The following is a 26,542-nucleotide window of genomic DNA, read 5'->3' on the forward strand; positions in this document are numbered from 1 at the left end:
ATTACTGGTATTCGCTCATTGGTACGCAGGAGCAGAACAGATTACGGTCACCGTAGACGTCATCAAGACGTTTCACGGTTGGCCAGTATTTGTTTGCCACACCGGCCGGGAAGACCGCCAGTTCACGGCTGTAACCGTGATTCCATTCCGCCACCATTTCATGCTGCGTGTGCGGCGCATTGACCAGCGGGTTGTCTTCCAGCGTCCATTCGCCGTCCTGCACGCGGTCGATCTCCATGCGGATGGCCAGCATCGCATCAATAAAGCGGTCCAGCTCGGCTTTGCTCTCGGACTCCGTTGGCTCCACCATCAGCGTACCCGCAACCGGGAACGACATGGTTGGCGCATGGAATCCATAGTCGATAAGACGTTTGGCAATATCCAGCTCGCTAATGCCGGTCTGCTCTTTCAGCGGACGAATATCCAGAATGCACTCGTGCGCCACGCGGCCATCACGACCGGTGTAGAGCACCGGATAGGCTGACTTGAGGCGGGTCGCGATGTAGTTAGCGTTCAGGATCGCCACCTGGCTTGCCTTCTTCAGCCCTTCCGCGCCCATCATGCGGATGTACATCCAGCTGATTGGCAGGATAGAGGCGCTACCAAACGGTGCCGCTGACACCGCGCCCTGACGGGTCAGCATCCCTTCTATCTGCACCACGCTATGGCCTGGAACAAACGGTGCCAGGTGCGCTTTCACGCCGATTGGCCCCATACCCGGGCCGCCACCGCCGTGCGGAATGCAGAAGGTTTTATGCAGGTTCAGGTGCGAAACGTCCGCGCCGATGAAGCCCGGCGAGGTGATGCCCACCTGCGCATTCATGTTCGCACCGTCGAGATAGACCTGGCCGCCAAACTGATGCACCACTTCACACACTTCACGTATGGTCTCTTCGTACACGCCGTGAGTCGACGGGTAGGTCACCATGATGCAGGAGAGCTTATCGCCCGCCTGTTCGGCTTTCGCACGCAGGTCAGCGAGGTCAATGTTGCCGTTCTTATCGCACGCCACCACGACCACTTCCATCCCCGCCATCTGGGCGGAGGCCGGGTTGGTGCCGTGGGCAGAGCTTGGGATCAGGCAGATATCACGGTGGCCTTCGTTACGGCTCTCGTGATAGTGGCGGATCGCCAGCAGACCGGCGTACTCACCCTGCGCACCTGAGTTTGGCTGCATGCAGAGCGCGTCATAACCCGTCAGTTTCACCAGCCAGTCGGAGAGCTGGTTGATCATCAGGTGATACCCTTCCGCCTGTTCGGCAGGGCAGAACGGGTGCAGCTCGGCAAACTCAGGCCAGGTGATAGGGATCATCTCCGCCGCCGCGTTCAGCTTCATGGTGCAGGAACCCAGCGGGATCATCGCCTGGTTCAGCGCCAGATCCTTGCGCTCCAGAGAGTGCATGTAACGCATCATCTCGGTTTCGCTGTGGTAGCGGTTAAAGACCGGGTGCGTCAGGATCGCATCGTTACGCAGCATGCTTTCCTGAATTGAACGGCTGTCGAGCGCGACCTCTTTGTCCAGCGTATCAATATCCAGACCGTGCGCGTCGCCCAGCAACACGTTAAACAGGTTGACGATATCTACACGGGTGGTGGATTCATCGAGGGTGATGCCGACCGCGTTATGGATGTCGCTGCGCAGGTTGATTTGCGCCGCATCAGCACGCGCCAGCACCGCCGCTTTGTCCGCCACTTCAACGCACAGGGTGTCGAAGTAGTGAGCGTGACGCAGTTTGAGGCCTTTCTGCTGCAGAGCGCAGGCCAGAATATCGGCCAGACGGTGAATGCGGCTGGCGATGCGTTTCAGGCCAACCGGACCATGGAACACCGCATACAGGCTGGCAATGTTAGCCAGCAGAACCTGCGAGGTACAAATGTTGGAGTTCGCTTTCTCGCGGCGGATATGCTGCTCACGCGTCTGCATCGCCATGCGCAGCGCAGTGTTACCGGCAGCGTCTTTTGACACACCGATAATACGGCCAGGCATGGAGCGTTTGAATTCATCTTTTGCCGCAAAGAATGCCGCGTGCGGGCCGCCGTAGCCCATCGGCACGCCGAAGCGCTGCGCAGAGCCGAAGACGATATCCGCACCCTGTTTGCCAGGCGCCGTCAACAGTACCAGTGCCATAAAATCAGCGGCGACGCTGACAACGACTTTGCGGGATTTGAGTTCGGTCATCAGCGCGCTGTAGTCATGCACTTCGCCGGTGGTGCCCACCTGCTGTAGCAGCACGCCAAAGACATCCTGGTGATCCAGTACTTTGTCGGCATCGTCGACAATCACGTCGAAGCCAAAGGTTTCCGCACGAGTGCGTACCACATCCAGCGTCTGCGGATGAACATCCGCCGCCACGAAGAAGCGGTTGGCGTTTTTCAGCTTGCTCACGCGTTTCGCCATTGCCATGGCTTCTGCCGCGGCGGTCGCTTCATCCAGCAGAGACGCAGAGGCGATGTCGAGACCGGTCAGATCCAGGGTCACCTGCTGGAAGTTCAACAGCGCTTCCAGACGGCCCTGGGACACTTCCGGCTGATAGGGGGTATACGCGGTATACCAGCCCGGGTTTTCCAGCATGTTGCGCAGGATCACCGGCGGTAACTGCACGTTGGTATAACCCATGCCAATGTAAGACTTATAGCGCTTGTTAAGGGCTGCAATGGCCTTTAATTCTGCCAGCGCAGCAAATTCAGTCGTCGCCTCGCCCACCTGTGGTGGCGTGGCAAGCTGGATGTCTTTTGGCACGATCTGGCCGATCAGTGCGTCTAATGAATCCGCGCCAACTGTCTTCAGCATCTCCTGCTGTTGCTGAGCATCCGGCCCTATGTGACGTTCAATGAAGGCGCCACGGTTTTCAAGCTGGCTTAAAGTCTGTGTCATGAGCGATGGTTCCTGAAACGTGCAGTGAATATAAGTTCCCTCTCCCACCGGGAGAGGGTTAGGGTGAGGGGAAGATGGGCACCCTCACCCCTGTCCTCTCCCGAAGGGAGAGGGATAATGGCTTACTCGTCTTCTAACAGGGCTTCGTATGCGGTGGCATCCAGCAGCGCAGCAACCTGTGATTCGTCGCTGGCTTTGATCTTGAAGATCCAGCCGCCTTCATACGGTTCGCTGTTGACCAGTTCCGGGGAGTCGCTCAGCGCGTCGTTGACGGCAATGATTTCGCCGCTCACCGGTGCATAGATATCGGATGCCGCCTTAACAGATTCCGCGACAGCGCAGTCATCGCCCGCGCTAACGGTCGCGCCCACTTCCGGCAGGTCAACAAACACCATGTCGCCCAGCAGCTCTTGCGCGTGCTCGGTGATCCCAACGGTATAAGAGCCGTCCGCCTCTTTGCGCAGCCACTCGTGTTCTTTGCTGTATTTCAGTTCTGCTGGCACATTGCTCATTGAAGTTCTCCTGATAAAAATGATTAGGCGACCGGCTTACCGGCGCGAACAAAAATCGGTTTGGTCACGTGGACCGGCATTTCGCGGTTGCGGATCTGTACCACCGCCGTTTCGCCAATGCCGGCCGGCACGCGTGCCAGTGCAATACTGTAGCCCAGCGTCGGGGAGAAGGTACCGCTGGTGATCACGCCTTCACGCGGATTGCCGTCTGCATCGGTAAAACGTACCGGCAGTTCGCCGCGCAGCACGCCTTTTTCCTTCATCACCAGGCCAACCAGCTGTTCAGTGCCCTTTTCGCGCTGCATCTCCAGCGCTTCACGGCCAATAAATTCGCGGTCAGCCGGTTCCCACGCGATGGTCCAGCCCATGTTAGCGGCCAGTGGAGAGACGCTTTCGTCCATCTCCTGACCATAAAGGTTCATGCCCGCTTCCAGACGCAGCGTATCGCGCGCGCCCAGTCCTGCTGGATTGACGCCCGCTTCCACCAGCGCACGCCAGAAGTCGGCGGCTTTTTCATTCGGCATGGCAATTTCATAGCCCGCTTCACCGGTATAGCCGGTGGTGGCGATAAACAGATCGCCCGCCTGCACGCCGAAGAACGGCTTCATGCCAGCGGTGGCTTCACGCTGCTCGTTGTTGAACAGCGTGGCGGCTTTCGCCTGCGCGTTCGGCCCCTGCACGGCGATCAGCGACAGATCATCACGGACGGTGATGTCGATGGCATACGGTTCAGCGTGTTGGGTAATCCAGGAGAGGTCTTTTTCGCGGGTGGCGGAGTTTACAACGAGGCGGAAGAAATCTTCAGTGAAGTAGTAGACGATAAGGTCGTCAATCACGCCGCCAGAGGCATTTAGCATGCCGGTATAGAGCGCTTTACCTGGCGTCTTCAGTTTTGCGACGTCGTTTGCCAGCAGATAACGCAAAAACTCCCGGGTGCGGCTACCGCGCAGGTCGACAATTGTCATGTGGGAGACGTCGAACATACCGGCATCGGTACGCACTGCGTGGTGTTCATCAATCTGGGAGCCGTAATGCAGCGGCATCATCCAGCCATGAAAGTCCACCATACGTGCACCGCATAACACGTGTTGTTCGTACAAAGGAGTCTGTTGAGCCATCTTTTCCTCGTTGAAAAATTCACCGTGAATCCCGGTATCGGCCCCGTCATTCGGCGCCGACGCAAACGTTCTCTTTTACCTGAACTTACCACCGAAACCGACGGTTAACCATAAGGTAAAACAGGTCATCACATTAGCTTATGACCAAAAAACGCTGAAAAGCCTACAGAGTTATTCACTAGTAAAATGCGATTCAACCCGCATAAAATTAACAACGATCTAACAATATTTAGCACATGGTGATATTTCATGCGGAAAAACGGGCCAAATTTCCGTAACGTAAAAATAGCCAGATTAGATTATCTAATGCGAAAAATGGCGTGAAATTAGATTATTTCAAACGAGGATATTTACCCGGCGCAGAGGCCGGGTAAATAAAGTGTGACGGGGATCGAGATTAACGTAACCAGTCGGGAAGATCGTTAAGACCCATCGCCTGACGAAGGAGTTGAGGTTTTACGCCCGGAAGGGTGTCGGCCAGTTTCAGGCCGATGTCGCGCAGCAGTTTTTTCGCCGGATTTGCCCCGGCAAACAGCTCGCGGAAGCCCTGCATGCCTGCCAGCATCACCGCCGCGCTGTGCTTGCGGCTGCGTTCGTAGCGACGCAGGTAGAGATGCTGGCCGATGTCTTTACCTTCGCGGTGCAGACGGCGCAGCTCATTCACCAGCTCTGCCGCATCCATAAAGCCAAGGTTAACTCCCTGTCCGGCCAGCGGATGAATGGTATGCGCCGCGTCACCCACCAGCGCGAGACGGTGCGCCGCAAACTGGCGCGCGTAGCGGCCGGTCAACGGGAATACCAGGCGTTCGCTCTCAAGGGTGCACAGACCAAGACGGTTATCAAACGCCATGCATAGCGCCTGATTAAACGCCTCTGGCGTCGCCTCGCGCATCAGCTGTGCTTTTTCCGGCACCAGAGACCAGACGATCGAGCACAGGTGCGGATCGCTCAGCGGCAGAAATGCCAGAATACCGTCGTTATGGAAAATCTGGCGCGCAACGCCGCCGTGCGGCTCTTCAGTACGGATGGTTGCTACCAGCGCATGATGACGATAATCCCAGAAGGTCAGGGGAATATCCGCCTTGTTACGCAGCCACGAGTTTGCGCCATCCGCGCCCACCACCAGCCGCGCGGTGAGCATGTCGCCGCTCTGCAGGGTGAGAAACGCTTCGTTTTCGCCCCATGCCACCTGCTGGATTTGCGCGGGCGCCATCAGGTTGATATCGCTGCAGGATTGCGCTTTTTGCCATAACGCATGGTGAATGACGGCATTTTCGATGATATGACCCAGATGGCTATAGCCCATGCTTTCATCATCAAACGCGATATGGCCAAAGCTGTCTTTGTCCCACACTTCCATTCCGTGATAGCAACTGGCACGCTGCGCCACGATATCTGACCAGACGCCAAGGCGCGTCAGTAGTTTTTCGCTGGCGGCATTGATTGCCGAGACGCGCAGTTCCGGCGGCGCATCGTGCGCAACGGGCTGAGGCAGATTTTGCTCCAGCACGGCCACGCGCAGACCGCTGCCCTGTAAACCACAGGCCAGCGCCAGCCCTACCATTCCGCCGCCCACAATGGCGACATCAACATTTTGCACGATGATAACTCCTTAACGCGCGACCCAACCAAGGGTCCGCTGCGCCAGCACGTCACGTGCCGGAATGAATAATTCCATCGCCATCAGCCCAAGGTTGCGGCCTGCAACCAGCGGTGCCCAGCGATTGGCAAACAGATGTACCAGGCCATCGGTGACGCCGATAGTCGCTTCTTTATCGGCCCGGCGTCGCTTCTGATAATGGCTGAGCACCGGATACGCGCCGCAATCTTTTTGCTCATGCCACGCCTGAGACAGAGTCTCTGCCAGGCTCATTACGTCGCGTAGCCCAAGGTTGAAGCCTTGCCCGGCGATTGGGTGCAACGTCTGCGCGGCATTGCCGACCAGCGCCACGCGATGGGAGATGGACTGAGATGCCGTGGTCAGCGACAGCGGGTAAACAGCGCGTTTTCCCGCATGGGTAATACGCCCCAGCCGCCAGCCAAAGGCTTTTTGCAGTTCGGTACAGAAACGGTCGTCGGACCAGGCCTCAACGTCAGCCGCTTTATCCTGAGGATGGCACCACACCAGCGAGCAGCGTCCGTTTGACATCGGCAGCATGGCCAGCGGGCCGTGCTGAGTGAAACGTTCAAACGCCCTGCCGTTGTGTTCTCCCGCCGTAGAAACGTTAGCAATAACGGCGACCTGTCCGTAAGACTGGGCGCGCCATTCCACGCCGCACTGGGTGCCAAGCGCAGAACGTGAACCATCGGCGGCGACCAGAAGCTGGCCATCCAGAACCGTGCCGTTTTCCAGCGTCACGCTGACCGCCGCTTCGCTGCGGCTGAAGCTGGCGACGCGTGCCGGGCAATGGAGCGTTACACTCGGGGCATCCTGCAATAAACGGAACAGACGCAGCCCGACGTCGTGAAGTTCAACCACCCGACCTAAGGCATCAATGCGGTAATCCTGCGCATCCAGCGTCACAAACCCGGCATGGCCACGATCGCTGACGTGAACGGTGTTAATTGCCGTCGCACAATCCGCAATCGCCTGCCAGATGCCAATTCGAGCGAGCTGCTGGCAGGTCCCCTGAGCCAGGGCAATGGCGCGGGCATCAAACCCGGGATGGTCGGACGCCTCTGGCGCCACGGCCTCCACCAGATGGACCGGAAGTTGCCCTTTCGTCAAATGCGAGATGGCCAGCGCCAGCGTAGCTCCCGTCATCCCCCCACCAACGATAATCACGCTCATGGGCGTGCCGCTGCCATCAGCGCCTCAATGTCATCGGCGTTTTTTACCACGCCCGCGGTCAGGTTTTCGTTACCGGTTTCGGTGATGACAATGTCATCTTCGATGCGAATACCAATTCCACGGTACGCTTCCGGCACGTCGGCATCCGGCGCAATGTAGAGCCCCGGTTCAACGGTCAGCACCATACCCGGCTCCAGCACGCGAGAACGTTCTGAACCATACGCACCCACATCATGCACATCCAGCCCCAGCCAGTGGCTCAGGCCGTGCATAAAGTAGGGGCGATGCGCATTTTCAGCAATCAGGGTATCCACATCACCGTTCAGAATCCCGAGCCTTACGAGGCCAGTAATCATGATGCGCACCACTTCGCCGGTTACTTCCTGGATGGAGGTGCCGGGGCGATAGAGCTTCAGCGCGGTTTCAAGAGATTCAAGAACGATGTCATAAATTTCGCGCTGCGCGGGGGTGAACTTACCGTTCACCGGGAACGTACGGGTGATGTCGCCCGCATAGCCCTGATATTCACAGCCTGCATCAATCAGCACCAGATCGCCGTCACGCAGTTCACTTTCGTTTTCGGTGTAGTGCAGAATGCAGCCGTTTTCACCGCCGCCGACAATGGTGTTGTAAGAGGGATAACGCGCGCCGTGGCGGTTGAATTCGTGGTGAATCTCGCCTTCCAGCTGATATTCAAACAGGCCGGGATGGCACTTCTCCATCGCCCTTGTGTGTGCCAGCGCGCTGATTTCGCCTGCACGACGCATCACGTCCAGCTCTTCCTGCGATTTAAACAGGCGCATCTCGTGGACCACCGGGCGCCAGTCCGTCAGCGTGGCCGGGGCGGAGAGATTCTGCCGGGAGCCTTTACGCAGCTTATCCAGCGCGGTGAAGACTATCTCATCGGCGTACGCATACTCACCCTGCGCGTGGTAAAGCACATCCAGCCCGTTCAGCAACTGATAGAGCTGCTGGTTGATTTCGCTGAACGCCAGCGCACGGTCCACACCCAGTTTCGCGGGCGCGGCCTCTTGCCCCAGGCGGCGACCAAACCAGATCTCCGCGGTGAGATCCCGTACGCGGTTGAAAATCACGCTGTGGTTGTGGGTGTCATTGCTCTTGATCAGCACCAGTACCGCCTCCGGTTCATTGAACCCGGTGAAGTACCAGAAATCGCTGTTCTGGCGATAGGGGTATTCACTGTCGGCACTGCGCGTCACTTCGGGCGCGGCAAAAATCAGCGCAGCGCTTCCGGGCTGCATTTTTGCCAGCAGCGCCTGACGACGACGGGAATACTCTTGATGCGAGATAACCATGACACCCTCCTGTGCGTTATTTTTCTTAATGTAAGGTTGGCTTACGAACTTCCGGTGCGGTTGGCTGCGAGCGGGTGAAGTTATCGTGGCACAGCAGTGCCGCCACGCGAACGTACTCGATAATCTCTTCGAGAGACATCTCCAGCTCTTCCTGATCTTCTTCTTCGTCGTAACCCAGCTGCGCGATGTTACGCAGATCGTCGATCGCTTCACCCGCTTCGCCGGTCACTTTATCAAGCTTAGGCTGCGTTACGCCCAGCCCCAACAGATAGTGGTTTACCCAACCGGCCAGCGCATCGGCGCGATCGAACACGCTGACATCGTCGCCTTCAGGCAGATAAAGCTGAAAAAGGAAGCCATCGTCCTCCAGCGAATCGCTGATTGCCGAGTGCATTTTTCGCAGCGCTTCCGCCAGTTCATGACCAAACGCCAGCCCTTCGTTCGTCAGGTCGTGGATCAGCGGCTGCCATGAGCTGTCGCTGTTTCCGCCGCATAGCATGCCACTGATCAGACCGTGCATTTCGGCAGGGGTTAAACCCACACCCTGCTGGTTCAGTAACTGGTTTAAATCGTTGTAACCAGGCATTTCGTTCTGTATAGACATGAGCTTTCGTCATCAAAGGGAGGAATATTCATGATATGCTACCACTTTGGACCCTGGTGATACCAGAAAAGGGCTTGTATCTTCACATCAGGGTAGCTATAGTGTCGCCCCTTCGCAGCCCCTGGGGCAGTAAGCGAAGGCAGCGCAGTCAATCAGCAGGAAGGTGGCATGTCTGCACAACCCGTCGATCTCCAGATTTTTGGCCGTTCACTGCGAGTGAATTGTCCTCCTGAACAAAGGGATGCTTTGAATCAGGCTGCGGACGATTTGAATCAGCGGTTGCAAGATCTTAAAGAACGCACTAGAGTCACAAATACTGAGCAGCTGGTTTTTATCGCCGCGTTGAACATCAGCTATGAACTGACTCAGGAAAAAGCGAAGACCCGCGACTACGCGGCAAGCATGGAGCAGCGCATTAAAATGCTCCAGCAGACCATAGAACAGGCGTTGCTTGATCAAGGTCGCAATCCCGAAAGACCGGGACCAAAGTTTGAATAACACTTCTCAGTTGACTATGGTAGAGTAACTTTGAAGACAAAATTTCTCTGAGATGTTCGCAAGCGGGCCAGTCCCCTGAGCCGATATTTCATACCACAAGAATGTGGCGCTCCATGGTTGGTGAGCATGCTCGGTTCGTCCGAGAAGCCTTAAAACCATGACGACACATTCACCTTGAACCAAGGGTTCAAGGGTTACAGCCTGCGGCGGCATCTCGGAGATTCCCTCACTCTTCTTCTACCACTACCATGACTCAATTCCCTGAAGTTTGTGCCTCACGCCAGGATATTCGTCAACTCATTCGACAACGTCGCCGGGCGTTAACCCCTGAACAGCAAGCGTATTTTGCCCAGCAGGCCGCGGCACGCATGATGGCGTATCCGCCTGTAGTAATGGCGCATACCGTCGCGCTGTTTCTCTCTTTTGATGGTGAGCTTGATACGCAGCCACTCATTGAACAACTCTGGCGAGCCGGAAAGCGGGTTTATCTGCCGGTGCTGCATCCCTTTAGCGCAGGGAACCTGCTGTTTCTGCACTACCACCCGTACAGCGAACTGGTTGTGAATCGTCTGAAAATCACCGAGCCGAAGCTGGATGTGCGCGACGTGCTACCGCTGTCACAGCTGGACGTGCTGATTACGCCGCTGGTGGCGTTTGATGAACAGGGCCAGCGTTTAGGAATGGGCGGGGGGTTCTATGACAGAACGTTGCAAAACTGGCAGCAGTACGGGTTGCAGCCGGTGGGTTATGCGCATGATTGCCAGGCGGTAGACGCCTTGCCGGTCGAGAAGTGGGATGTGCCGTTGCCGGCGGTGGTGACGCCATCGAAGTTGTGGGAATGGTGAAACAGGCGTGCAGCCTGATGCCCTCACCCCAGCCCTCTCCCACCGGGAGAGGGAGAAAACATAAAAAACGGTAACTATCGTTACCGTTTTGCATTTACCTCACACCCTCAGTACAGCAGACGCGCGCGAATCGTCCCCGGAATGGCCTTCATGCTCTGCAGCGCTTTCTCGGCCACATCTTCATCTGCTTCGATATCAATAACCACATAGCCCATCTGCGAGTTGGTTTGCAGATACTGCGCGGCAATGTTGACGCTCTGCTCAGCAAAGATCTGGTTGATGGCGGTCAGCACGCCCGGACGGTTTTCGTGAATGTGCAGCAGACGACGGCCACCGTGCAGCGGCAGCGACACTTCCGGGAAGTTAACGGCAGAGAGCGTTGAACCGTTATCGGAGTATTTGCTCAGTTTACCCGCCACTTCCAGACCGATATTCTCCTGCGCTTCCTGAGTAGAGCCACCGATGTGTGGCGTCAGGATCACGTTGTCGAACTCGCACAGCGGAGAGTTAAATGGATCGCTGTTGGTTGCAGGCTCCGTCGGGAAGACGTCGATAGCCGCCCCCGCCAGATGCTTACGCTTCAGGGCATCGCACAGCGCGGGAATGTCGACAACCGTACCGCGTGCGGCGTTGATCAGCAGGGAACCCGGCTTCATCAGCGCCAGCTCTTCCGCGCCCATCATGTTTTTGGTTGAGGCGTTTTCCGGCACATGCAGGCTTACCACGTCGCTCATGTTCAGCAGGTCAGAAAGATGTTGAACCTGAGTGGCGTTCCCCAGAGGCAGTTTGCTTTCAATGTCGTAGAAGTAAACATGCATGCCCAGGGATTCAGCCAGGATACCCAGTTGGGTACCAATGTGGCCGTAACCAATGATACCCAGTTTTTTACCGCGCGCTTCATAAGAGCCCGCGGCCAGTTTGTTCCACACGCCGCGGTGGGCTTTGGCGTTGGCTTCCGGAATACCGCGCAGCAGCAGCAGCAGTTCGCCAATCACCAGCTCCGCCACGGAACGGGTGTTGGAGAACGGGGCGTTGAAGACCGGGATACCGCGTTTTGCGGCAGCATTCAGGTCAACCTGGTTGGTACCGATGCAGAAACAGCCGATAGCGACCAGCTTTTCCGCCGCAGCAATAACATCTTCAGTCAGGTGAGTACGGGATCGCAGGCCGATGAAGTGGGCATCACGGATGGACGCTTTCAGCTCTTCAGTATCCAGCGCGCCTTTGTGAAATTCGATGTTGGTGTAACCTGCCGCGCGAAGGCTATCGAGTGCTTTTTGATGCACGCCTTCTACTAGCAGGAATTTAATCTTGTCTTTCTCCAGTGATACCTTTGCCATTTACCCGACCCTGTTTTTTTGTCTGAACTGATGTTGTGCTGGATTGAAATCCTCTTAGCCAACATATCAAAAAAAACTATTGCAGCAATATGAACGTTTGCGTCGGCACTCTGAAGAAAAGTCATACAGCGCAAAATAGCAGAGTAAAATGCTGTAAATATTTGTGAATGCGGAAGGTTCAGCAAGAGAGGGGCAAAAAACGTGACACAAGTCACCGAATTTAGCTTTTCAAAATTTTTTTAGCGGGGGGAGTACTCCCCCCGTCAGATCATTTTACGATGGTTTTCACGCCATCAGCCGTGCCGATCAGCGCAACATCCGCGCCACGGTTGGCGAATAACCCTACTGTTACCACGCCCGGAATGCCGTTGATGGCGTTTTCGAGCGCGATCGCATCGAGAATTTCCAGGCCATGAACATCGAGGATCACGTTGCCGTTATCGGTGACCACACCCTGACGGTATTCAGGACGTCCGCCCAGTTTTACCAGCTCACGTGCCACGGCGCTGCGCGCCATTGGGATCACTTCAACCGGAAGCGGGAATTTACCCAGAATATCAACCTGCTTGGAGGCATCCGCGATACAGATAAATTTATCGGCCACGGAGGCGATGATCTTTTCACGCGTCAGCGCTGCGCCGCCGCCTTTGATCATCTGCATATGCCCGTTGATTTCATCCGCGCCATCAACGTAGATCCCCAGACGGTCCACTTCGTTCAGATCGAAAACGGTAATGCCGAGGCTTTTCAGCTTTTCCGTGGAAGCATCGGAGCTCGAAACCGCGCCCTCGATCTGCCCCTTCATCGTGCCCAGCGCATCGATAAAGTGTGCCGCCGTAGATCCCGTACCCACACCGACGATAGTACCCGGTTGCACGTACTGGAGCGCGGCCCATCCTACTGCTTTTTTCAGTTCATCCTGCGTCATGATCGTTTTGCCTGTGGTATGAAAACTTAGGGCGCATTATAGAACACGTGAGGTGGAATTCGTCTGCCACAAAGGGAAAATTGTGTCATAGTGCAGATTAAGCAAAATTAAGGAGTAAGCCAGAGCAATGAAACGTCCGGACTACAGAACACTACAGGCACTTGATGCAGTTATTCGTGAACGCGGTTTTGAGCGCGCAGCGCAAAAGCTGTGTATTACTCAGTCCGCCGTATCACAGCGTATCAAACAGCTTGAAAACATGTTCGGGCAGCCACTGCTGGTGCGTACCGTGCCACCGCGTCCAACAGAGCAAGGACAAAAGCTCCTCGCCCTGCTGCGTCAGGTTGAACTGCTGGAAGACGAATGGCTGGGTGATGAACAAACGGGTTCTACGCCGTTGCTGCTGTCGCTGGCGGTGAACGCCGACAGTCTGGCAACCTGGCTGCTGCCCGCCCTCGCCCCGGTTCTGGCCGATTCCCCTATCCGTCTGAATCTTCAGGTTGAAGATGAAACCCGCACCCAGGAACGCCTGCGTCGCGGTGAAGTGGTCGGGGCAGTCAGTATTCAGCCTCAGGCACTGCCAAGCTGCCTGGTCGATCAACTGGGCGCGCTGGATTACCTGTTTGTCGGTTCAAAAGCCTTTGCGGAGCGCTACTTCCCCAATGGCGTCACCCGCGCCGCGCTGCTTAAGGCACCTGCCGTGGCGTTCGACCATCTGGACGATATGCATCAGGCTTTCCTGCAACAAAACTTTGACCTGCCACCGGGCAGCGTGCCTTGCCACATCGTGAACTCGTCTGAGGCCTTCGTGCAGCTTGCGCGTCAGGGAACCACCTGCTGCATGATCCCGCACCTGCAGATTGAAAAGGAGTTGAAAAGCGGTGAGCTGATTGATTTGACGCCGGGGCTGTATCAGCGCCGGATGCTTTACTGGCACCGTTTTGCGCCGGAAAGCCGCATGATGCGCAACGTCACCGACGCGCTGCTGGCATACGGGCACAAGGTGTTGAGACAGGATTAATCGCTTGAATTCCCTCTCCCACAGGGAGAGGGTTAGGGTGAGGGCAAATTACTGCGCCTTAGCCGTCTCAGTTTGCTGAGTTTGCGTCGGCTCCAGCTGGAACACCACATCAACCTGATCGTCGAACTGAATGGTCGGCTGCTCATAACTTTCCTGAGCAGATACCGGCGCCGCATCGGCTTTCATCATCCGTACCATCGGGCTTGGCTGATAGTTAGAGACGTGGTAACGCACGCTATACACCGGGCCGAGCTTACTCTTAAATCCAGCGGCCAGCTGCTGCGCCTGATGCATCGCATCGTCAATTGCCGCTTTACGCGCTTCGTCTTTGTATTTCTCCGGTTGCGCAACGCCCAGTGAGACGGAACGAATTTCGTTCAGACCCGCCTTCAGCGCGCCATCCAGAAGGGAATTCAGCTTATCCAGCTGGCGGACGGTCACTTCAACGCTACGCACAGCGCGATAGCCTTTCAGGATACTTTTGCCGTTCTGGTAGTCGTAATCAGGCTGAGTACGCAGGTTCGCAGAGCTGATGTCTTTTTTGGCAACACCGTTCTGCTCCAGGAAAGAGAGGTATTGCGCAACACGATCGTCAGCCTGCTTCTTGGCGGAAGCGGCATCCTTCGCGGCCACGTTGACTTCAATTGCCAGCGTCGCAACATCCGGTACCGCATCCACGCTGGCGGTGCCGGAAGTGACGATGTGCGGACCATTTGGCAATTCATTCGCCTGAACAGACACCGCACCCAAACTTACTAATGCCGCCAGGGCCATCACGTTAAACTTCACTGTCATTCCTCCATGTTGCGAAGAGTGCCCCAACAATAGGGCGCATGCCAGCAAGCTTAGCGGGTCCTGCTCAGTTGTCCATAAGACAACGCTTAGTTGAACAATCCCTGAACATGATGAATCCCCTCTTTCGCCAGCTGAAAGGCAATGACCCACATCACCACGCCCACCAGCGTGTTGATGATCCGCTGGGCTTTGGCGGTACGCAAACGGGGTGCCAGCCACGCCGCCAGAATGGCGAGGCCAAAGAACCAGAGGAAGGAGGCACTCACCGTGCCCAGGGCAAACCAGCGCTTCGGCTCAACGTCCAGTTGCCCGCCCAGGCTCCCGAGCACCACAAACGTGTCGAGATAGACGTGCGGGTTAAGCCACGTTACCGCCAGCATGGTGACGATGATCTTCCAGCGCCCCTGCTTCATCACTTCTGCGCTCGCCAGCTCCAGGTTACTGCTCATGGCCGTTTTTAACGCACCGAATCCGTACCACAGCAGGAAGGCGACCCCGCCCCAGGTCACCAGCGTCAGCAGCCAGGGTGACTGCATCAGCAGCGCACTCCCGCCAAAAATCCCGGCACAAATCAGCAGTAAATCGCTTACCGCGCACAGCAGGGCAATCATCAGATGATACTGGCGGCGAATCCCCTGGTTCATGACAAACGCATTTTGCGGACCGAGGGGAAGGATCATGGCTGCGCCTAACGCAAGACCCTGAAAATAATACGATAACATGACATTAATCTCGCTGAGTTGTCTTTGGAGCAGACTATACTGCGAGAAGAACATTAGAGGAAATTGATAATATTAATTGGGTATTAGCATAGCTAATAAAATAAAAGCCCGGTGGCGCTAGCGCTTACCGGGCCTACGGGTGACGTTATTCGGCTTCTTTTACTTTTTTGACGTTTACATCCATCTGCGGATACGGGAAGCTGATGCCGTTGGCGTCAAACTCGCGCTTAATGCGCTCCAGCACGTCCCAGTACACGTTTTGCAGATCGCTGCTTTTGCTCCAGATACGCACCACGAAGTTAATAGAGGAAGCACCCAGCTCATGCAGGCGCACGGTCTGCTCTTTGTCCTTCAGAATGCGATCATCGGAGGCGATGATGTTAGCAATCAGCGATTTCACCTGATCAATATCGGAATCATACGCCACGCTGATAATTAACTCGTTACGGCGCACCGGCTCGCGAGAAAAGTTAATAATGTTGCCCGCGATGATTTTCCCGTTCGGGACCACAACGATACGCCCGTCAACGGTACGCAGAGTGGTAGAGAAAATTTGTACCTGCAGTACGGTACCGGCAATGCCGCCCAGATCAACATACTCACCGGAACGGAATGGACGGAAGGTGACCAGCAGAACGCCTGCCGCCAGGTTCGAGAGCGAGCCCTGTAACGCCAGACCAATAGCCAGACCCGCGGCACCAAGCACGGCGATCACCGATGCGGTTTGTACCCCCACGCGCCCCAGTGCAGCAATCAGCGTAAACGCGATGATGCCATAGCGCACCAGCGCAGAGAGAAAGTCAGCCACCGTAGCGTCAATGTGTCGCGCTACCATCACCCGGTTGACCGCATTCGATACAATACGCGCCACGATCATCCCGATGATGATGATGGCAATCGCCGCGACGATATTCACGGCGTAGCTCAGCAGCAGCGCCTGGTTGCGCACCAGCCAGTTACCGGCGTTATTGATGCTGTCTACAACATCGAGTTGTTCCATTTATTCTTCCTTTTGTTAAACCAAAACACAAATCCATCCCCCATGGAGACAGGCAGGTCCGTAAAGGGTAAACAAAAAGCGCAAGTTTTGCCAAACAGATCACAAAAACCGCTCTGACAGGGTCTTGAAAAAGCATAAAAAAAGGCCCGCGTTTGCGGGCCTCCTGTTGCTGTCAGCAGCTCAAATTACAGAACGTCGATCGCGTTCAGCTCTTTGAATGCCTGCTCCAGACGGGTCACCATGGACGTCTGCGCTGCGCGCAGCCATACGCGTGGATCGTAGTATTTCTTGTTCGGCTGGTCTTCGCCTTTCGGGTTGCCCAGCTGGCCCTGCAGGTAAGCTTCGTTCGCTTTGTAGTACTGCAGGATACCGTCCCAGGTTGCCCACTGGGTGTCGGTATCGATGTTCATTTTCACTACGCCGTAGCTTACGGAGTCTTTGATTTCCTGAGCAGAAGAACCGGAACCGCCGTGGAAGACGAAGTTCAGGCTGTTGTGCGGCAGGTTGTGTTTCTTGGACACGTATTCCTGAGAGTCACGCAGGATGGTTGGGGTCAGAACCACGTTACCTGGTTTGTAAACGCCGTGTACGTTACCGAAGGACGCTGCAATGGTGAAGCGTGGGCTGATTTTGCTCAGCTCGGTGTAAGCGTAATCAACGTCTTCTGGCTGAGTGTACAGAGCAGAAGCGTCCATGTGGCTGTTGTCCACGCCGTCTTCTTCACCGCCGGTGCAACCCAGTTCGATTTCCAGGGTCATGCCCATTTTGGACATGCGCGCCAGGTATTTGGAGCAGATCTCGATGTTCTCTTCCAGAGACTCTTCAGACAGGTCGATCATGTGAGAAGAGAACAGTGGCTTACCGGTAGCCGCGAAGTGTTTTTCACCCGCGTCCAGCAGACCGTCGATCCACGGCAGCAGTTTCTTCGCGCAGTGGTCAGTGTGCAGGATAACTGGAACACCGTAGTGTTCAGCCATCTGGTGTACGTGGTGCGCACCAGAGATAGCGCCCAGGATTGCAGCACCCTGAGGAATGTCAGTTTTCACGCCTTTACCTGCGATGAACGCAGCGCCGCCGTTAGAGAACTGTACGATAACCGGTGCTTTAACTTTTGCAGCGGTTTCCAGTACGGCGTTGATGGAGTCAGTACCCACGCAGTTAACTGCTGGCAGAGCAAAGTTGTTTTCTTTAGCTACCTGGAACACTTTCTGAACGTCATCACCAGTGATCACGCCAGGTTTTACGAAATCAAAAATTTTAGACATGTTGCTTAGTCCTGTATCTTCGGCCGTTAGAAAAGGTGCGAGCTCTTAAAGCGCGCTGAAAATTGGGCAGGTTTCCCTGCCCTTGAATGGCTTACTTCTTAGCGCGCTCTTCGAGCATTGCTACTGCTGGCAGAACTTTGCCTTCCACGAATTCGAGGAATGCGCCGCCACCAGTGGAGATGTAGGAGATTTTGTCAGCGATACCGAACAGGTCGATTGCTGCCAGGGTGTCACCACCGCCTGCGATAGAGAACGCTTCGCTGTCTGCGATAGCGTTAGCAACAATTTCAGTCCCTTTACGGAAGTTCGGGAATTCGAACACGCCAACAGGACCGTTCCACAGGATAGTTTTTGCGTTTTTCAGGATTTCAGCCAGTTTCTGTGCAGAAACGTCACCCAGGTCCAGAATCTGCTCTTCATCTTTGATGTCGTTTACAGATTTCAGGGTAGCAGTCGCCGTTTCGGAGAACTCAGTGGCAACGCGAACATCGGTCGGAACCGGGATATCACAGGTACCCAGCAGGCGTTTGGCTTCGTCAACCAGGTCTGCTTCATACAGGGATTTACCGACGTTGTGGCCCTGAGCGGCAACGAAGGTGTTCGCGATACCACCGCCAACGATCAGCTGGTCAGCGATTTTAGACAGGGAATCCAGAACGGTCAGTTTGGTAGAAACTTTAGAACCACCCACGATGGCAACCATTGGACGAGCAGGTTCTTTCAGTGCTTTACCCAGCGCATCCAGTTCCGCGGCCAGCAGAGGACCAGCGCACGCAACGTCTGCGAATTTACCGATACCGTGGGTAGACGCCTGCGCACGGTGTGCAGTACCGAATGCATCCATTACGAATACGTCGCACAGCGCCGCGTATTTTTTGGAGAGTGCTTCGTCGTCTTTCTTCTCGCCTTTGTTGAAGCGAACGTTTTCCAGCACCACCAGCTCACCGGCAGCCACTTCCACGCCATCCAGGTAATCTTTCACCAGGCGAACCGGGCTGGACAGTTTGTCTTTCAGGTAATTAACAACCGGCAGCAGAGAGAACTCTTCGTTGTACTCGCCTTCAGTTGGACGACCCAGGTGGGAGGTCACCATCACTTTCGCACCCTGCTTCAGAGCTAGTTCGATGGTTGGCAGAGATGCACGGATACGCGCGTCACTGGTCACTTTGCCATCTTTAACTGGCACGTTCAGATCCGCACGGATGAAAACGCGTTTACCAGCCAGATCCAGATCGGTCATCTTAATTACAGACATGGTGAATCCTCTCGTTGATTCTTAAAGTTTTGCAGACGCACGATGCGTCTTACCTGAAACCTTTGGCAGCCATTGCTAACGTGGTGTCGAGCATTCGGTTAGCAAAGCCCCATTCGTTATCACACCAGACCAGCGTCTTGATAAGGTGTGCGCCACTGACGCGCGTTTGCGTGCCATCAACAATGGCGCTGTGCGGGTCGTGGTTAAAATCCACTGAGACCAACGGTAATTCCGTATAGTCAACTATACCATGAAATGCCCCCTGTGCCGCTTTTTGCAGCAACAGGTTGACTTCACAGGCTTTTACCGGTTTTTTCACCGTCACGCTGAGGTCAATTGCGGTGACGTTTATCGTCGGTACACGCACGGCAATCGCTTCAAAACGGTCATTAAACTGCGGGAAAATTCGGGTGATCCCGGCAGCCAGTTTTGTGTCCACCGGGATAATTGACTGGCTCGCAGCACGCGTGCGTCGTAAATCCGGGTGGTAGGCGTCGATGACCTGCTGATCGTGCATGGCGGAGTGAATCGTGGTCACGGTGCCGGATTCAATGCCATATGCATCGTCTAACAGTTTAATGACCGGAATAATGCAGTTGGTGGTGCAGGAGGCGTTGGAGACAATACGGTGTTCGGCTTGTAGCTCATGCTGATTGACGCCGAAAACGACCGTTGCGTCGAGGTCGTTACTGCCGGGATGAGAGAACAGGACTTTTTTCGCGCCGGCGGTGAGATGCGCTTCGCCGTGTTCGCGGTTGCCATATACGCCGGTACAGTCAAGCACCACATCCACACCCAGTTCACGCCACGGTAGCGCGGCAATATTGCGCTCATGCAGTACGCGGATCGTATCGTCACCGACAAACAGCTGATCCCTTTCCTGGCGCACGTCCCAGGCAAAGCGTCCGTGGCTGGTGTCATATTTCAATAAATGCGCCATGCCCGCAGCATCCGCCAGTTCATTGATTGCCACCACGGTAATTTCCGCCCGACGCCCGGATTCATATAAAGCACGAACCACGTTGCGCCCGATGCGACCGAAGCCATTAATCGCTACGCGTACGGTCATAGATCTCCTGCAAAGCTGTCCCTGAGTTCGAGGTGGCTGAAAGAGTAATCCAGCTACGCCCGAAGGGGAATCTTTGCTATCACAAACTGCGATTGATTGGTCAATTGTCGAACATTTAATCGACTGAAACGCTTCAGCAAGAATAAGCGAATCGGGGAATAAAAGGAATGTCTGTCCAGATGAATAAGCGAGCTATATGACTTGCGTCACATTTTAGATGGAATAATTTACAGAGCAGTTACATGTCTGAGGAATAGTGCCTACAAAAAAGCCGGGTGGCGCTTACGCTTACCCGGCCTACTTTCGAGCCATTTGTAGGCCCGGTAAGCGTAAGCGCCACCGGGCAAAACGGCAATTACAGCAGTTCTTTAGCCTTAGCGACAACGTTCTCAACGGTGAAGCCGAACTCTTCGAACAACTGCTCTGCCGGAGCAGATTCACCGAAGGTGGTCATACCGACGATAGCGCCGTTCAGGCCCACGTATTTGAACCAGTAGTCAGCGATACCCGCTTCAACCGCCACGCGTGCGGAAACGGCTTTAGGCAGTACGGATTCACGGTAAGCAGCATCCTGCTTGTCGAACGCATCGGTAGACGGCATGGAAACCACGCGCGCTTTAACGCCTTCGGCAGTCAGTTTGTCCCAGGCTGCAACAGCCAGCTCAACTTCAGAACCGGTTGCGATGAAGATCAGCTCTGGCTGTCCCGCGCAATCCTTCAGCACATAGCCACCGCGGGCGATGTTCGCCAGCTGCTCTTCGGTACGATCCTGCTGCGCCAGGTTCTGACGGGAGAGGATCAGCGCGGTTGGACCGTCCTGACGCTCAACGCCGTATTTCCATGCCACTGCAGATTCCACCTGGTCACATGGACGCCATGTGCTCATGTTCGGGGTGACACGCAGGGAAGCAACCTGCTCTACCGGCTGGTGAGTTGGACCATCTTCGCCCAGACCAATGGAGTCGTGGGTATAAACCATCACCTGACGCTGTTTCATCAGCGCAGCCATACGCACGGCGTTACGTGCATATTCCACGAACATCAGGAAGGTAGAGGTGTACGGCAGGAAACCACCGTGCAGGGAGATACCGTTCGCGATAGCGGTCATACCGAATTCACGTACACCATAATGGATGTAGTTACCGGCCGCATCTTCGTTGATTGGCTTAGAGCCAGACCACAGGGTCAGGTTAGACGGTGCCAGGTCAGCGGAGCCGCCGAGGAATTCTGGAAGCCATGGGCCGAACGCTTCGATCGCATTCTGAGACGCTTTACGGCTGGCGATTTTAGATGGGTTCGCCTGCAGCTTAGCGATGAACTCGTTCGCTTTCGCGTCGAAGTCAGACGGCATTTCACCTTTCATACGACGGGTGAATTCAGCCGCTTCCTGTGGGAAGGCTTTAGCGTAAGCCGCGAACTTCTCGTTCCAGGCCGCTTCTTTCGCCTGACCCGCTTCTTTGGCATCCCACTGGGCATAGATTTCAGATGGGATTTCGAATGCAGGGTGTTTCCAGCCCAACGCTTCACGGGTCAGCGCGATTTCCGCGTCGCCCAGTGGCGCACCGTGGGAATCGTGGGTGCCCGCTTTGTTCGGAGAACCGAAGCCGATGATGGTTTTGCACATCAGCAGGGATGGTTTGTCAGTGACCGCACGCGCTTCTTCTACTGCACGTTTAATCGAGTCAGCATCGTGGCCATCAACGCCACGCACAACGTGCCAGCCGTAGGCTTCGAAACGTGCCGCAGTGTCATCAGTGAACCAGCCTTCAACATGACCGTCGATGGAGATACCGTTGTCGTCGTAGAACGCAACCAGTTTGCCCAGCTTCAGGGTACCTGCCAGGGAGCACACTTCGTGAGAAATGCCTTCCATCATGCAGCCGTCGCCCATGAACGCGTAGGTGAAGTGGTCAACAATGTCGTGACCAGGACGGTTGAACTGCGCCGCCAGAGTCTTCTCAGCAATCGCCATACCCACCGCGTTCGCAATACCCTGACCCAGTGGGCCGGTCGTGGTTTCAACACCGGCGGTGTAACCCACTTCCGGGTGACCCGGGGTTTTGGAGTGCAGCTGACGGAAGTTTTTCAGCTCTTCGATAGGCAGATCGTAGCCAGTGAGGTGCAGCAGGCTGTAGATCAGCATTGAGCCGTGGCCGTTAGACAGCACGAAACGGTCGCGGTCAGCCCATGCCGGGTTCTGCGGGTTGTGGTTCAGGAAATCACGCCACAGGACTTCGGCGATATCAGCCATACCCATAGGGGCCCCTGGGTGGCCAGATTTGGCTTTCTGTACTGCGTCCATGCTCAGCGCACGAATAGCATTAGCAAGCTCTTTACGTGAGGACATTTTAACTCCAGATCGGACTGTTAAAGGCATGCCCTTGACGACAGCGCGTTTTGGGCTACGCCGGAAAAAAGTGCCAACAATGTAACCCAAGCGGCATGCCATGTACATGGAGCATTCTTTTGCCGCTTAAGAAATCTCTGGATCATGCTCGCATGTTGCGCAATCTGCTCGCCCGGGCCCGTCGATATTCCTTATACTTAGCCCGACCCCGGCTTCGCTGTCGGTGTACTTTTCGGATTTTATTCAGATTAACGAGTACGGAAGCAACCTCATGAAAATGCGTGCATTAGTGCTGGCCCTGGGTACAACGTTCCTGCTGAGCGGTTGTCAGAATATGGATTCTAACGGCCTGATGTCCTCAGGCGCAGAAGCTTTTCAGGCCTATTCCCTGAGCGACGCGCAGGTTAAAGCCCTGAGCGACCAGGCCTGTAAAGATATGGATGGAAAGGTTACGATTGCCCCGGCCAACAGTCCCTACACGCAGCGTCTGAATAAAATTGCCTCTGCGCTTGGCGATAACATTAACGGTCAGCCGGTAAACTATAAAGTGTACGTCGCGAAAGACGTGAACGCCTTTGCCATGGCGAACGGCTGTATCCGCGTTTACAGCGGGTTAATGGACATGATGACCGACAACGAAGTGGAAGCGGTGATCGGCCATGAAATGGGCCACGTTGCCCTCGGCCACGTGAAGAAAGGGATGCAGGTCGCCTTAGGCACTAACGCCATCCGCGCGGCGGCGGCTTCTGCGGGCGGTATTGTGGGCAGCCTGTCCCAGTCACAGCTTGGCGATGTGGGCGAAAAGCTGGTTAACTCCCAGTTCTCTCAACGTCAGGAGTCCGAAGCGGATGACTACTCCTACGATCTGTTGCGCAAACGCGGTATCAATCCAGCAGGTTTAGCCACCAGTTTTGAAAAGCTGGCTAAACTGGAAGCCGGACGTCAAAGCTCCATGTTTGACGATCACCCGGCCTCAGAAGCGCGTGCACAACATATTCGCGACCGTATGGCCGCAGACGGAATTAAATAATTTTGGAAGGAGGCAAATTTGCCTCCTTTTTATTTCGCATGAATTGCTAACTTAACCGCACATATCGGTAACACCCACAAAAGCCCCGTCACACCTGCTCTTAACCATTGAAATGTCTGGTCACATAATTATTGCAATCGGTTACTTTTCGGGTAATTATCGAATCCGCAGTAATTCAAATTAATATATTAAGACAGAGACGTTCCCTTCGTGAAAAAAGAATTATCGTTAGTTGCGTTAAGCATATTTGTCACATTACCTGCCGTTGCAAGCCAACAATCAGACAGCCAGGGTTTTATTAATGACAGCCATTTAGATCTGTTTTTACGCAATGCGTATATCAGCCGTGATTATCATCAGGGCCAGCAAGATAAAGCAGAATGGGGTCAGGGTATCATCGCCACCTTTGAATCAGGTTATACCGAAGGAGTGGTTGGCTTTGGCGTAGATGGCATTGCGCAGTATGGCGTGCGTCTGGACGGTGGCCGCGGTAAGAGCGGCGCAGGTGGCATTGACTTCTTTAAACAGGAAGACGACGGACGCGCAAAATCCGATCTGGCGAAATTTGGCGCGACCGCCAAAATGCGCATCTCGAATACCGTACTCAGCTACGGTAATCAGCGTCCCGAGCTGCCAATCATTAACGCCGACAGCTCCCGCCTGCTGTTTGAAAGCTACACCGGCACCATGCTGACCTCTAAGGAGATCGACGGTCTGGAAATCAACGCCGGTTATTTCACCGACGAGCAGCGTAAAAGTGACGATCGCCACGACAGCGGCCTCAAGGGTTTCTCCTTCGGCGGGGCGAGCTACCAGTTTAATGACCAGTTCAGCGGCGCGCTGTACGCCTCCCATAATGAAGAGGTGATGAACAAGCAATATCTGGGCATGAATTTCAAACAGCCGTTCAGCACTGGCCAGCAGCTGGTACTCGATTTTAACGGCTACAACTCGCGTCTGGATCAGGGCTACGCAGACAGCCTCGACACGGGCCGCAGCAACACCATCTGGAGCCTGGCGGCGAGCTACATCTGGGATATCCATACGTTCAAAGTGGCGTACCAGCAGAGCAGCGGAAGCACCGGCTACAACTATGGCGGCTACCGCGACCAGGGCGGTGTTGGTGACGGCGGCAACACCATCTGGCTGGCGAACTCCTACTGGTCTGATTTTAACGGTGAAGACGAACGTTCATGGCAGGCGTCTTACGGGCTGGACTTTGGCGGTCTCGGTTTGCCGGGTCTGAGCTGGACCACCGCCTACGTGCGTGGCGACAACATTAAAACCGCTGAAACCAGTAACGGCAAAGAGCATGAATGGTTTAACCAGATCCAGTATCAGGTGCAGGACGGCCCGGCGAAAGATCTGAAGCTGAAACTGCGCTATTCCGTACTGCGCGTCTCCAGCAACGCCAGCGATTACAACGTGGGCGGGGATGAGATCCGCGCTTACGTGGAATACCCGTTTAACGTGTTCTGAGTTTGTCCCCTCACCCTAACCCTCTCCCAAAGGGAGAGGGAACGCGATCACCCTCTCCCTTTGGGAGAGGGCCGGGGTGAGGGAAAAACAGCTAGTAAAGCGTTTTCTGCGGCGGCCCGGCAAACTTCAGCGCGCCAATTTGTCCCATCCGCACTTCCACTACCGACGGTCCCGGCATCGCCAGCGCTTCCGTCATCACCGCATCAAAATCCTCTGCCCGCTCAACGCTCCATGCCTGCAGGCCAATCGCCTGTGACAGCAGGGTAAAATCCGGCGTATGCAGCTCGTTATAGTACTGACGGCCACCGAAATATTTGTCCTGTATACCGCGCATCACGCCGTAGCCGCCGTCATTCATGATAAGCAACGTCACGTTGGCCTTCTCCTGCGCCAGTGTCGCCAGTTCGCCCAGATTCAGGCTCAGACCACCGTCCCCCACCAGCCCCACCACTTTGCGCTGTGGGTTGGCAATCGCGGTGCCAATCGCCATCGGCAGGCCCATGCCAATTGCCCCGGCCAGAGAGTGAATATTCATCAGCGGCCCCCTGGCGCGGAACAGTCGGCTGCCCCACAGGCTGCCGGAAACGGTAATATCGCGCACCAGCAGACCATCTTCAGGTAGCGCTTTCTCTATGGCATCGTTGAGTTGCGCATAGACGCCGCACTGTTCACGCAGCCCATGTTCTGCCTGTGTCACCGCCTCCTTAACCAGACCATCCCACTGAGCATTCCCCCATTCACGCCCCTGTGCTTTTTCAGCCAGCGCGCTCAGCAACGCTGAGCAGTCGGCTACCAGCGTGTTATCCATCAGATAGTTACGGCTTGCCGCCGCCGGGTCGATATCGATCTGTACGCGCGGAGAAGGCAGTTCGAGCGTCCATGAACGGGTCTCATTGCTGCGCAGACGTGAACCGGCGATCAGCGTAAAGTCACACTGCGTGATCAGCGCTTCAACCGATGGCGAATTGTGGAATGCCCGCAGGCTGGCGCGATGGCTGTCCGGCAGCACGCCGCGCGCGTGAGTGCTGGAGATCACGGTGATACCTGCATCCGCCAGCTTTTTCACTGCGTCCGCGCAGCCCAGCGCACCGCCGCCCAGCCACAGCAGCGGCTGTTTCGCCTGCTTGAGTTGCGCCCAAAGCGCATTAACACTCCCGACATCTACCGGCGAAACCGACGCCGGTTTCACCGGAGCGGTCACCAGCGACAGCGGAATTTTCGCGCCCTGAATATCAATCGGGATCTCCACGGAGACCGGCCCGCACGGCGGTGTCTGCGCCTCCTGAATCGCTTTATGCAAAATCGCTATCGCCTGACTGGCATTGCTGATGCGATACGCCCGTTTTGAGCTGGCCTTCAGGAAAGTCAGCTGGTCGCGGGTTTCATGGATAAACCCGGTGTCGGCATCCAGCCAGGCTTTTTCTACCTGCCCGGTCAGGTGCAGCAGCGGCGTGCAGGCGTTCATCGCCTCCACCAGCGCGCCTACAGCGTTACCCGCGCCCGCGCCGGTGCTGGTCAGCGCCACGCCAAGGCCGGAAAAACGTCCGTGGGCATCAGCCATGGTGACAGACCCCGCTTCGCCGCGTGCCGGTACAAAGCGGATGTTGCCGCGCTGCCCTACTGCATCCGCGATGGGCAGGTTGTGAATGGAGATGACGCCGTAGATGGCCTCAACCTGATACTGCTCCAGCGTTCTGGCGATGGCGTCGCCGACGGTTATCATTTCGCTCAT

General features: G+C 55.6%; 22 protein-coding genes and 1 other RNA gene. 6 read left to right on the plus strand and 17 right to left on the minus strand.

From position 1 onward, the window contains the following. Position 1 precedes the first annotated feature (1 nt). From gcvP to ACMWKA_RS08925, 7 genes are all read right to left on the minus strand, one after another. On the minus strand, positions 2 to 2,875 hold the full coding sequence (gene gcvP, locus ACMWKA_RS08895; protein WP_414760129.1) for an aminomethyl-transferring glycine dehydrogenase: 2,874 nt from the start codon (positions 2,873 to 2,875) through the stop codon (positions 2 to 4). A gap of 122 nt (positions 2,876 to 2,997) precedes the next feature. Continuing rightward, positions 2,998 to 3,387 (minus strand): glycine cleavage system protein GcvH, encoded by a 390-nt coding sequence (gcvH, locus tag ACMWKA_RS08900; RefSeq protein WP_013098622.1) that lies wholly within the window; start codon positions 3,385 to 3,387, stop codon positions 2,998 to 3,000. A gap of 23 nt (positions 3,388 to 3,410) precedes the next feature. Further along, positions 3,411 to 4,505 carry a glycine cleavage system aminomethyltransferase GcvT gene (gene gcvT / locus ACMWKA_RS08905; RefSeq protein WP_414760130.1) on the minus strand — a complete coding sequence of 365 codons (1,095 nt, stop codon included), beginning with the start codon at positions 4,503 to 4,505 and terminating at the stop codon, positions 3,411 to 3,413. A 397-nt stretch (positions 4,506 to 4,902) separates the two neighbouring features. Continuing rightward, positions 4,903 to 6,105 carry an FAD-dependent 2-octaprenylphenol hydroxylase gene (ubiI, locus tag ACMWKA_RS08910; protein WP_013098624.1) on the minus strand — a complete coding sequence of 401 codons (1,203 nt, stop codon included), beginning with the start codon at positions 6,103 to 6,105 and terminating at the stop codon, positions 4,903 to 4,905. A gap of 12 nt (positions 6,106 to 6,117) precedes the next feature. Next, positions 6,118 to 7,296 (minus strand): 2-octaprenyl-6-methoxyphenyl hydroxylase, encoded by a 1,179-nt coding sequence (ubiH, locus tag ACMWKA_RS08915; RefSeq protein ID WP_222168920.1) that lies wholly within the window; start codon positions 7,294 to 7,296, stop codon positions 6,118 to 6,120. After that, positions 7,293 to 8,606 carry a Xaa-Pro aminopeptidase gene (gene pepP / locus ACMWKA_RS08920; protein WP_086528234.1) on the minus strand — a complete coding sequence of 438 codons (1,314 nt, stop codon included), beginning with the start codon at positions 8,604 to 8,606 and terminating at the stop codon, positions 7,293 to 7,295. The genes ubiH and pepP overlap by 4 nt, the downstream gene beginning before the upstream one ends. 31 nt (positions 8,607 to 8,637) lie before the next feature. After that, positions 8,638 to 9,216, minus strand: a complete 579-nt coding sequence (locus tag ACMWKA_RS08925; RefSeq protein ID WP_013098627.1) for a YecA family protein — start codon at positions 9,214 to 9,216, stop codon at positions 8,638 to 8,640. 168 nt (positions 9,217 to 9,384) lie between these two features. Here ACMWKA_RS08925 and zapA point away from each other — a divergent pair, with 168 nt between their 5' ends. The 3 genes from zapA (at position 9,385) to ACMWKA_RS08940 (ending at position 10,559) form a co-directional block, all read left to right on the plus strand. After that, a complete protein-coding gene (gene zapA / locus ACMWKA_RS08930; protein ID WP_006811891.1) occupies positions 9,385 to 9,714 on the plus strand; it encodes a cell division protein ZapA in 330 nt (109 codons plus the stop codon). A gap of 41 nt (positions 9,715 to 9,755) precedes the next feature. Then, positions 9,756 to 9,939, plus strand: a non-coding RNA gene (gene ssrS, locus ACMWKA_RS08935) — 6S RNA. A gap of 23 nt (positions 9,940 to 9,962) precedes the next feature. After that, complete coding sequence (locus tag ACMWKA_RS08940; RefSeq protein WP_058683446.1) at positions 9,963 to 10,559, plus strand: 5-formyltetrahydrofolate cyclo-ligase; 597 nt, start codon at positions 9,963 to 9,965, stop codon at positions 10,557 to 10,559. Positions 10,560 to 10,666: 107 nt separating this feature from the next. Here ACMWKA_RS08940 and serA read toward each other — a convergent pair whose 3' ends face one another. Then, positions 10,667 to 11,899 (minus strand): phosphoglycerate dehydrogenase, encoded by a 1,233-nt coding sequence (gene serA / locus ACMWKA_RS08945; protein WP_013098629.1) that lies wholly within the window; start codon positions 11,897 to 11,899, stop codon positions 10,667 to 10,669. Positions 11,900 to 12,167: 268 nt separating this feature from the next. Beyond that, on the minus strand, positions 12,168 to 12,827 hold the full coding sequence (rpiA, locus tag ACMWKA_RS08950) for a ribose-5-phosphate isomerase RpiA (protein WP_013098630.1): 660 nt from the start codon (positions 12,825 to 12,827) through the stop codon (positions 12,168 to 12,170). Positions 12,828 to 12,954: 127 nt separating this feature from the next. On the opposite strand from rpiA, the gene argP reads away from it, so the two are divergent. After that, the gene (argP, locus tag ACMWKA_RS08955; RefSeq protein WP_008499727.1) at positions 12,955 to 13,848 is read left to right on the plus strand and encodes a DNA-binding transcriptional regulator ArgP; all 894 of its coding nucleotides are present in this window, start codon (positions 12,955 to 12,957) and stop codon (positions 13,846 to 13,848) included. 48 nt (positions 13,849 to 13,896) lie between these two features. Here the strand turns inward: argP and ACMWKA_RS08960 are convergent, their stop codons facing one another. From ACMWKA_RS08960 to tkt, 7 genes are all read right to left on the minus strand, one after another. Then, positions 13,897 to 14,637 carry an oxidative stress defense protein gene (locus ACMWKA_RS08960; protein WP_013098631.1) on the minus strand — a complete coding sequence of 247 codons (741 nt, stop codon included), beginning with the start codon at positions 14,635 to 14,637 and terminating at the stop codon, positions 13,897 to 13,899. A gap of 92 nt (positions 14,638 to 14,729) precedes the next feature. After that, positions 14,730 to 15,365, minus strand: coding sequence for an arginine exporter ArgO (gene argO / locus ACMWKA_RS08965; RefSeq protein WP_045902713.1), 636 nt, complete (start codon positions 15,363 to 15,365; stop codon positions 14,730 to 14,732). Positions 15,366 to 15,510: 145 nt separating this feature from the next. Then, positions 15,511 to 16,365 (minus strand): small-conductance mechanosensitive channel MscS, encoded by an 855-nt coding sequence (mscS, locus tag ACMWKA_RS08970; protein ID WP_320712276.1) that lies wholly within the window; start codon positions 16,363 to 16,365, stop codon positions 15,511 to 15,513. A 185-nt stretch (positions 16,366 to 16,550) separates the two neighbouring features. Continuing rightward, the gene (gene fbaA / locus ACMWKA_RS08975; RefSeq protein WP_013098634.1) at positions 16,551 to 17,630 is read right to left on the minus strand and encodes a class II fructose-bisphosphate aldolase; all 1,080 of its coding nucleotides are present in this window, start codon (positions 17,628 to 17,630) and stop codon (positions 16,551 to 16,553) included. Between the two features lie 91 nt (positions 17,631 to 17,721). Then, positions 17,722 to 18,885, minus strand: a complete 1,164-nt coding sequence (gene pgk / locus ACMWKA_RS08980; RefSeq protein ID WP_013098635.1) for a phosphoglycerate kinase — start codon at positions 18,883 to 18,885, stop codon at positions 17,722 to 17,724. Between the two features lie 49 nt (positions 18,886 to 18,934). Then, positions 18,935 to 19,954, minus strand: coding sequence for an erythrose-4-phosphate dehydrogenase (epd, locus tag ACMWKA_RS08985; RefSeq protein ID WP_057072393.1), 1,020 nt, complete (start codon positions 19,952 to 19,954; stop codon positions 18,935 to 18,937). Between the two features lie 355 nt (positions 19,955 to 20,309). Then, complete coding sequence (tkt, locus tag ACMWKA_RS08990) at positions 20,310 to 22,301, minus strand: transketolase (RefSeq protein WP_038420542.1); 1,992 nt, start codon at positions 22,299 to 22,301, stop codon at positions 20,310 to 20,312. Positions 22,302 to 22,572: 271 nt separating this feature from the next. On the opposite strand from tkt, the gene ACMWKA_RS08995 reads away from it, so the two are divergent. Together ACMWKA_RS08995 and ACMWKA_RS09000 are read left to right on the plus strand one after the other, a co-directional pair. Next, positions 22,573 to 23,331 carry a M48 family metallopeptidase gene (locus ACMWKA_RS08995; RefSeq protein ID WP_414760131.1) on the plus strand — a complete coding sequence of 253 codons (759 nt, stop codon included), beginning with the start codon at positions 22,573 to 22,575 and terminating at the stop codon, positions 23,329 to 23,331. 210 nt (positions 23,332 to 23,541) lie between these two features. Then, the gene (locus ACMWKA_RS09000) at positions 23,542 to 24,810 is read left to right on the plus strand and encodes an OprD family outer membrane porin (protein WP_013098639.1); all 1,269 of its coding nucleotides are present in this window, start codon (positions 23,542 to 23,544) and stop codon (positions 24,808 to 24,810) included. Positions 24,811 to 24,901: 91 nt separating this feature from the next. Here ACMWKA_RS09000 and ACMWKA_RS09005 read toward each other — a convergent pair whose 3' ends face one another. Beyond that, complete coding sequence (locus ACMWKA_RS09005) at positions 24,902 to 26,542, minus strand: thiamine pyrophosphate-binding protein (protein WP_414760132.1); 1,641 nt, start codon at positions 26,540 to 26,542, stop codon at positions 24,902 to 24,904.

Source organism: Enterobacter sp. 03-F-07-AD-ECC (assembly GCF_047530935.1).
Classification (GTDB): domain Bacteria; phylum Pseudomonadota; class Gammaproteobacteria; order Enterobacterales; family Enterobacteriaceae; genus Enterobacter; species Enterobacter cloacae.

Coding starts and splice junctions, on each gene's coding strand:
- gcvT (WP_414760130.1), bottom strand. CDS start 4,505: ATGGCTCAACAGACTCCTTTGTACGAACAACACGTGTTATGCGGTGCA.
- ACMWKA_RS09005 (WP_414760132.1), bottom strand. CDS start 26,542: ATGAGCGAAATGATAACCGTCGGCGACGCCATCGCCAGAACGCTGGAG.
- rpiA (WP_013098630.1), bottom strand. CDS start 12,827: ATGACGCAGGATGAACTGAAAAAAGCAGTAGGATGGGCCGCGCTCCAG.
- ACMWKA_RS08925 (WP_013098627.1), bottom strand. CDS start 9,216: ATGTCTATACAGAACGAAATGCCTGGTTACAACGATTTAAACCAGTTA.
- ubiH (WP_222168920.1), bottom strand. CDS start 7,296: ATGAGCGTGATTATCGTTGGTGGGGGGATGACGGGAGCTACGCTGGCG.
- pgk (WP_013098635.1), bottom strand. CDS start 18,885: ATGTCTGTAATTAAGATGACCGATCTGGATCTGGCTGGTAAACGCGTT.
- fbaA (WP_013098634.1), bottom strand. CDS start 17,630: ATGTCTAAAATTTTTGATTTCGTAAAACCTGGCGTGATCACTGGTGAT.
- argO (WP_045902713.1), bottom strand. CDS start 15,365: ATGTTATCGTATTATTTTCAGGGTCTTGCGTTAGGCGCAGCCATGATC.
- zapA (WP_006811891.1), top strand. CDS start 9,385: ATGTCTGCACAACCCGTCGATCTCCAGATTTTTGGCCGTTCACTGCGA.
- ACMWKA_RS08940 (WP_058683446.1), top strand. CDS start 9,963: ATGACTCAATTCCCTGAAGTTTGTGCCTCACGCCAGGATATTCGTCAA.
- serA (WP_013098629.1), bottom strand. CDS start 11,899: ATGGCAAAGGTATCACTGGAGAAAGACAAGATTAAATTCCTGCTAGTA.
- tkt (WP_038420542.1), bottom strand. CDS start 22,301: ATGTCCTCACGTAAAGAGCTTGCTAATGCTATTCGTGCGCTGAGCATG.
- epd (WP_057072393.1), bottom strand. CDS start 19,954: ATGACCGTACGCGTAGCGATTAATGGCTTCGGTCGCATCGGGCGCAAC.
- gcvH (WP_013098622.1), bottom strand. CDS start 3,387: ATGAGCAATGTGCCAGCAGAACTGAAATACAGCAAAGAACACGAGTGG.
- gcvP (WP_414760129.1), bottom strand. CDS start 2,875: ATGACACAGACTTTAAGCCAGCTTGAAAACCGTGGCGCCTTCATTGAA.
- argP (WP_008499727.1), top strand. CDS start 12,955: ATGAAACGTCCGGACTACAGAACACTACAGGCACTTGATGCAGTTATT.
- ACMWKA_RS08995 (WP_414760131.1), top strand. CDS start 22,573: ATGAAAATGCGTGCATTAGTGCTGGCCCTGGGTACAACGTTCCTGCTG.
- mscS (WP_320712276.1), bottom strand. CDS start 16,365: ATGGAACAACTCGATGTTGTAGACAGCATCAATAACGCCGGTAACTGG.